The 6770-nt window shown below is 68.9% G+C and carries 8 protein-coding genes; 6 read left to right on the top strand and 2 right to left on the bottom strand.

Going from position 1 to position 6770, the window contains the following annotated elements:
* The 5 genes from sucB to ACKOB8_RS05785 all read left to right on the top strand — a co-directional run.
* The coding region (gene sucB, locus ACKOB8_RS05805) for a 2-oxoglutarate dehydrogenase, E2 component, dihydrolipoamide succinyltransferase (RefSeq protein ID WP_526376268.1) at positions 1-1060 on the top strand (1060 nt) is incomplete at its 5' end.
* Position 1061: 1 nt separating this feature from the next.
* A complete protein-coding gene (locus tag ACKOB8_RS05800) occupies positions 1062-1973 on the top strand; it encodes a TIGR01777 family oxidoreductase (protein ID WP_526376267.1) in 912 nt (303 codons plus the stop codon).
* A 16-nt stretch (positions 1974-1989) separates the two neighbouring features.
* A complete protein-coding gene (gene lipB, locus ACKOB8_RS05795; RefSeq protein WP_526376266.1) occupies positions 1990-2682 on the top strand; it encodes a lipoyl(octanoyl) transferase LipB in 693 nt (230 codons plus the stop codon).
* Positions 2679-3641, top strand: coding sequence for a lipoyl synthase (gene lipA, locus ACKOB8_RS05790; RefSeq protein WP_526376265.1), 963 nt, complete (start codon positions 2679-2681; stop codon positions 3639-3641). Before lipB ends, lipA begins: the two co-directional genes overlap by 4 nt.
* 2 nt (positions 3642-3643) lie before the next feature.
* The gene (locus tag ACKOB8_RS05785; RefSeq protein ID WP_526376264.1) at positions 3644-4396 is read left to right on the top strand and encodes a DUF4191 family protein; all 753 of its coding nucleotides are present in this window, start codon (positions 3644-3646) and stop codon (positions 4394-4396) included.
* Between the two features lie 8 nt (positions 4397-4404).
* Here the strand turns inward: ACKOB8_RS05785 and ACKOB8_RS05780 are convergent, their stop codons facing one another.
* Entirely contained in the window at positions 4405-4863 is a 459-nt protein-coding gene (locus tag ACKOB8_RS05780; RefSeq protein WP_526376263.1) for an RDD family protein, read from the bottom strand.
* A gap of 128 nt (positions 4864-4991) precedes the next feature.
* Between ACKOB8_RS05780 and glnA the strand changes: the two genes are divergently transcribed.
* On the top strand, positions 4992-6428 hold the full coding sequence (glnA, locus tag ACKOB8_RS05775; RefSeq protein ID WP_526376262.1) for a type I glutamate--ammonia ligase: 1437 nt from the start codon (positions 4992-4994) through the stop codon (positions 6426-6428).
* Between the two features lie 56 nt (positions 6429-6484).
* Here the strand turns inward: glnA and ACKOB8_RS05770 are convergent.
* The coding region (locus tag ACKOB8_RS05770) for a hypothetical protein (RefSeq protein WP_526376261.1) at positions 6485-6770 on the bottom strand (286 nt) is incomplete at its 5' end.

Here is a 6770-nt window from a genome sequence, read left to right as displayed (position 1 = left end):
CGCCCCGACTCCCCCGCCGGCCGCACCGGCCCCGCCGTCTCCGGCTCCCGCGCCGCCGCCACCCTCGGCGGCACCGGCTCAGGCACCGGCACCGGCACCGGCGAGGCCTCCCGCGGCCGCCGCCAACGGCGGGCCCTATGTGACACCACTGGTCCGAAAACTGGCCGCCGACAACGGAATCGACCTTTCCACGGTCACCGGCACCGGAGTCGGAGGCCGTATCCGCAAGCAAGACGTCCTGGCCGCTGCGCAGCAGAAAGCGGCCCCGGCAGGCCCGGCAGGCGGCTCCGCACCACCGGCCGCCGCCGCGGCCGCGGCACCCTCGCCGCTGGCGCACCTGCGGGGAACCACCCAGAAGGCCAACCGGATCAGGAAACTCACCGCCCGCAAGACGCGCGAGTCGCTGCAGCAGAGCGCCCAACTCACCCAGACCCACGAGGTCGACATGACCAAGATCGTGGCGCTGCGGGCCCGGGCCAAGCGGGAGTTCGCCGAGCGGGAAGGCGTCAACCTGACCTACCTGCCTTTCATCGCCCGGGCGGTGATCGACGCGCTCAAGGCACACCCCAACGTCAACGCCAGCTTCGACGAGGACGCCGGCGAGATCACCTACTACGACGCCGAGCACCTCGGCTTCGCGGTCGACACCGAACAGGGCCTGCTCTCCCCGGTGATCCACAACGCCGGTGACCTCTCGCTGGCCGGGCTGGCGCGCGCGATCAACGACATCGCCGCCCGGGCGCGCTCGGGCGATCTCAAACCCGACGAGCTCGCCGGCGGCACCTTCACCATCACCAACATCGGCAGCCAGGGCGCCTTGTTCGACACCCCGATCCTGGTCCCGCCGCAGGCGGCCATGCTCGGCACCGGGGCGATCGTCAAGCGCCCGCGGGTGATCATCGACGCGTCGGGCAACGAATCCATCGGCGTGCGTTCGGTGTGCTACCTGCCGCTGACCTACGATCACCGGCTCATCGACGGCGCCGACGCCGGGCGTTTCCTGACCACCGTCAGGCGGCGCCTGGAAGAGGGGGCCTTCGAGGCTGAGCTCGGACTCTGAGGTGGCCCGGCACATCACCGTCGCGATCGCCGGGTCCTCGGGCCTGATCGGTACCGCCCTGGTCGATGCGCTGCGCGCAGCCGATCACCGGGTCGTGCGAATCGTCCGCCGGGATCCGCGAAATCCCGACGAGCTGGGTTGGGAGCCCGATCGCGCGGAGTTCGACCCCGCCGGTCTGACCGATGTCGACGCCGTGGTGAACCTCTGCGGGGCCGGAGTCGCCGACAAACGCTGGTCAGGCGCGGTCAAACAGGTCCTGCGCGACAGCCGCATCGAGCCCACCGAGGTGATCACCGCCGCGGTCGTCGAAGCCGGGGTCCCGGTGTTGGTCAACGCCAGCGCGGTCGGGTACTACGGGAACACCAAAGCGCGGATCGTCGACGAGTCCGCCCCGCCGGGTTCGGGCTTTCTGGCCCGGTTGTGTGCGGACTGGGAGGCGGCGACCCTCCCGGCCCAAGACGCCGGCGTGCGGGTGGTGCTGGCCCGGATCGGGCTGGTGCTCGCACCGGGCGGCGGACTGCTTTCCCGGCTGCGCCCGCTGTTCGGCCTCGGCCTGGGCGGGCGGCTGGCCGGAGGCCACCAATACATGCCGTGGATCAGCCTCGACGACGTGGTACGCGCCCTGATCTTCGCCATCGACGACCCCGACGTGTTCGGCCCGGTGAACCTCACCGGCCCGGCCCCGGTGACCAACGCCGAGTTCACCGCCGCACTCGGCCGCGCGCTGAGCCGGCCGACCCTGGCCACCGTGCCGGGATTCGCGCTGCGCGCCCTGGTCGGGGAGTTCGCCGACGAGGGCCTGCTGGCCGGCCAGCGTGCGATTCCCGCCGTCTTGGAGCGGAGCGGTTTCGAGTTTCACCACCACACCGTCGGGCAGGCCCTCGCCTACGCCACGGCCGCCGCCCGGGGTTAGGAGTACCGTCGGCGAGGTGGCGCGCTCCATCCGGTCGAGTTCGGCGCAGGTCAAGGTCACAAACCTGGGCAGCGTCGAGTATCTGACCGCCTGGCAGGTGCAGCGCGACCTCGCCGACTCCCGCGCGGCCGGCGGTGCCGACACGGTGCTGCTGCTCGAACACCCCCCGGTCTACACCGCGGGCAAGCGGACCGAAGCGCACGAACGCAAGGCCGCTGACACCGCCGGCATTCCGGTCGTCAGCACCGACCGGGGCGGCAAACTGACCTGGCACGGCCCCGGGCAGCTGGTGGGGTATCCGGTGATCGGCCTCGCCGAGCCGCTCGATGTCGTCAATTACGTGCGCCGCCTGGAACAGTCGCTGATCGCGGTGTGCGCAGACCTGGGCCTCGAGGCGATCCGGGTCGACGACCGTTCTGGCGTCTGGCTGGCGGGCGACAGCCGTCCGGTCCGCAAGGTGGCCGCGATCGGCGTCCGTGTCGCCCGCGGCATCACCCTGCACGGTTTCGCCCTCAACTGCGACTGTGACCTGGCGGCCTTCGCCCGGATCGTGCCGTGCGGCATCTCCGATGCGGGCGTGACGTCACTGAGCGCCGAACTGGGCCGGCGGGTCGGCGTCGAGGACGTCCGGGGCCGCGTCGGCGAGGCGGTCTGCGAAGCGCTGGACGGTCTTCTCCCGCTGCCCGTTCCCGTAGCATCGCAACCGTGACCGGCGCTGGCGATCCCGACGGCCGCAAACTGCTGCGGCTGGAGGTCCGCAACGCCGAGACCCCGATCGAACGCAAGCCGCCGTGGATCAAGACCCGGGCGCGGATGGGTCCGGAATACACCGCGCTGAAGGCACTGGTCCGCCGCGAGGGGCTGCACACGGTCTGCGAGGAAGCGGGCTGCCCGAACATCTTCGAGTGCTGGGAGGATCGCGAGGCAACCTTCCTGATCGGCGGCGAGCAGTGCACGCGGCGCTGCGACTTCTGCCAGATCGACACCGGCAAGCCCGCCGCGCTCGACCGCGACGAGCCGCGCCGCGTCGCCCAGAGCGTCGCGGCGATGGGACTGCGCTACTCGACGGTGACCGGGGTCGCCCGAGACGATCTGCCCGACGGGGGCGCCTGGCTCTACGCCGAAACGGTGCGGGCCATCAAGCAGGCCAACCCGTCCACCGGCGTGGAGTTGCTCATCCCCGACTTCAACGGCGACCCCGCACTGCTGCGCGAGGTCTTCGAATCGCGGCCCGAGGTCTTGGCGCACAACCTGGAGACCGTGCCCAGAATCTTCAAGCGGATCCGGCCCGCTTTCCGCTATCAGCGCAGTCTCGATGTGCTTTGTGCGGCAAGGGATTTCGGCCTGGTGACCAAGAGCAACCTCATCCTGGGCCTGGGTGAGTCCCCCGAAGAGGTCCGTGGCGCGCTGCGCGAACTGCGCGCTGCCGGCTGCGACATCGTGACCATCACGCAGTATCTGCGCCCGACACCGCGCCACCACCCGGTGGTGCGCTGGGTGAAGCCCGCCGAGTTCAGCGAGCACGCCGCCTACGCCGAAACCCTCGGATTCGCCGGCGTGCTTGCCGGTCCGCTGGTGCGCTCCTCCTACCGGGCCGGTCGCCTCTATCAGCAGGCTGCCGGGGCACTGGGGCCGTCCGCGCCGCACTCCGCTCCGTATCCTGGATAGCTATGGCGAAATCCCGCAACCCCGCTGAGATCAAGGCCGCGAAGGCCGAAGCCAAGGCCAACCGCAAGGCCGCCGGCCGTAAACGCCGCGCCCAGCTGTGGCAGGCGTTCAGGATGCAGCGCAAGGAGGACCGGCGACTGCTGCCCTACATGATCGGGGCGTTCGTGGTGATCGTCGCCGCGTCGGTGACCCTGGGCATGATGTCGGGCGGGTTCACCCGATACCTGATGATCGTGATGGGCGTGATCCTCGGCGCGCTGGTCGCCTTCATCATCTTCGGGCGCCGCGCCCAGAAGTCGGTCTACCGCAAGGCCGAGGGGCAGACCGGGGCGGCGGCCTGGGTCCTGGAGAACCTGCGCGGCCGGTGGCGAGTCACACCGGGTGTCGCGGCCACCGGCCACTTCGACGCCGTGCATCGGGTGATCGGCCGCCCGGGGGTGATCTTCGTCGCCGAAGGCTCTCCGGCCAGGGTCAAGACACTGCTGGCCCAGGAGAAGAAGCGCACCGCGCGGCTCATCGGCGAAGTCCCGATCTATGACGTGGTGATCGGCAACGAGGAAGACCAGATCCCCCTGGGCAAGCTCGAGCGCCATCTCAACCGGCTGCCGGCCAACATCACCACCAAGCAGATGGATGTGCTGGAGTCCAAGCTGGCCGCGCTGGGCAGCCGGATCGGCCCGGCGGCGATGCCCAAGGGACCGCTTCCCGCCCAGGCCAAGCTACGCGGCGTGCAGCGCACCGTGCGGCGCCGCTGACCGCCTCCTCAGCGGCGCACGACCGCCGTCGCGGTCAGCTGGTCCTGCAGACCGCGCAGGTCGGCATCGACGAACAGCGGCGGAAGCACCAGCGCGATCAGCAGTCCGCGCAGCAGCGCGCGGCCGGTACCCACATGGATCCTGTTGTCCACTGAGATCACCCGCAGTCCCAGCAGGTACTGCCCCGGTGTGAAACCGAACAGCCGCACCGAAAACACGCCCACGGCGAACCAGATCGCCAGTACCGCCGTCCCCAGGGTGGCGGTGCTCAGCAGTCCCATGCTCAGGCCCAGCGCCGCCAGCCCGTAGCCGAGCAGCCAGTCGACGGCGATCGCCGCCACCCGCCGACCCATCCGCGCCAGCGACCCCGGGCCCTGCTGGGGCAGGCCCAGGCGCTCGCCGGGATACCCGTCGCCGGAGCCCAGGGATTCCGGACCCGACAGCCAGGAGCCGATTTCACCTGCCATGTCCCCAGGATAGAGGTCCGGGCACGCGTAACGTCCGCGCAACATCAGGTTGACGGTCGTGCAACATCGGCTCCCTACCGTCAGCCCGGACCAGCAACGACCGGCCTAGGGACCAAGGAGTGAATTCGGTGGCAGAAAAGCAAGCCGACGACATCATCAAGCTGATCAAAGACGAGAAGGTCGAATACGTCGACATTCGCTTCTGCGACCTGCCCGGTGTGGTCCAGCACTTCTCGATCCCGGCCTCCGCCTTCGACGAGAGCGTGTTCGAGGACGGCCTGGCTTTCGACGGCTCCTCGGTCCGCGGATTCCAGTCCATTCACGAGTCCGACATGATGCTGCTGCCCGACCCGGCGACCGCCCGCATCGATCCGTTCCGGGCGGCCAAGACGCTGAACCTCAACTTCTTCGTCCACGACCCGTTCACCCGTGAGCCCTACTCGCGCGATCCACGCAACATCGCCCGCAAGGCGGAGAACTACCTGGCCTCCACCGGCATCGCCGACACCGCCTATTTCGGCGCCGAGGCCGAGTTCTACATCTTCGACTCGGTGGCATTCGAGTCGAACATGAACGGCACCTTCTATGAGGTCGACTCCGAATCAGGCTGGTGGAACAGCGGCGAGCCGTTCGAGGCCGACGGCAGCGCCAACCGGGGCTACAAGGTGCGCCCGAAGGGCGGCTACTTCCCGGTCGCGCCCTACGACCACTACGTGGACCTGCGCGACGCGATGGCCACCAACCTGATCAATTCCGGCTTCACCCTCGAGCGCGGTCACCACGAGGTGGGCACCGCCGGGCAGGCCGAGATCAACTACAAGTTCAACACCATGCTGCACGCGGCTGATGACGTGCTCTTGTTCAAGTACATCATCAAGAACACCGCATGGCAGAACGGCAAGACCGTCACCTTCATGCCCAAACCACTGTTCGGCGACAACGGTTCCGGCATGCACGTGCACCAGTCGCTGTGGAAGGACGGCAAGCCGCTATTCCACGACGAGTCCGGTTACGCCGGCCTGTCCGACACCGCGCGGCACTACATCGGGGGCATCCTGCACCACGCTCCGTCGCTACTGGCCTTCACCAACCCGACCACGAACTCCTACAAGCGACTGGTTCCCGGTTACGAGGCACCGATCAACCTGGTCTACAGCCAGCGCAACCGCTCGGCCTGCGTACGCATTCCGATCACCGGCAACAACCCCAAGGCCAAACGCCTGGAGTTCCGCTGCCCGGACAGCTCGGGCAACCCGTACCTGGCTTTCGCTGCAATGCTGATGGCCGGGATCGACGGCATCAAGAAGAAGATCGAGCCGCAGGCGCCGGTGGACAAGGACCTCTACGAGCTTCCGCCGGACGAGGCCGCCAACATCCCGCAGGCCCCCACGTCTCTAGCGGCGGTGATCGACCGGCTGGAGTCCGACCACGACTACCTCACCGAGGGCGGCGTGTTCACCTCGGATCTGATCGAGACCTGGATCTCCTTCAAGCGAGACAACGAGATCCTGCCGGTGCAGATCCGTCCGCATCCCTACGAGTTCGCGCTGTATTACGACGTCTAGGGGACATCTAGGGGACATCTAGGGGACGTCTCGGGGACGCGTAGGTTCTTGCGCGGTCAGTCCGCCGCCAAACCCAGATGCACCAGCGGGTGGCCGGGGCGCTGAAGTTTCTGTGCCTTGTTCACCGCCGAGTTGGTCAGGGACGGGGCGGATGCGGCCGGCGTCTTGACCCCGCGGTCGGACTTGGCCGGCGCGGGCTTGCTGTCCTGGGTGACCGATTGGCCTGAGTCGGCGTAGGCGACCGCGGTCAGCCCTAGCGAGCCGCCTCCGGCCACACCCAGAGCGATCAGGGCGCCTGCGACCAGGCGTGCCATACGGCGCGTGCCGGCCACGGGGTTCTGG

The organism is Mycobacterium sp. (assembly GCF_046091765.1).
Taxonomy (GTDB): Bacteria; Actinomycetota; Actinomycetes; order Mycobacteriales; family Mycobacteriaceae; genus Mycobacterium.
This window is presented reverse-complemented; position numbering and strand designations above follow the sequence as displayed.

Coding starts and splice junctions, on each gene's coding strand:
- ACKOB8_RS05785 (WP_526376264.1), top strand. CDS start 3,644: ATGGCGAAATCCCGCAACCCCGCTGAGATCAAGGCCGCGAAGGCCGAA.
- ACKOB8_RS05780 (WP_526376263.1), bottom strand. CDS start 4,863: ATGGCAGGTGAAATCGGCTCCTGGCTGTCGGGTCCGGAATCCCTGGGC.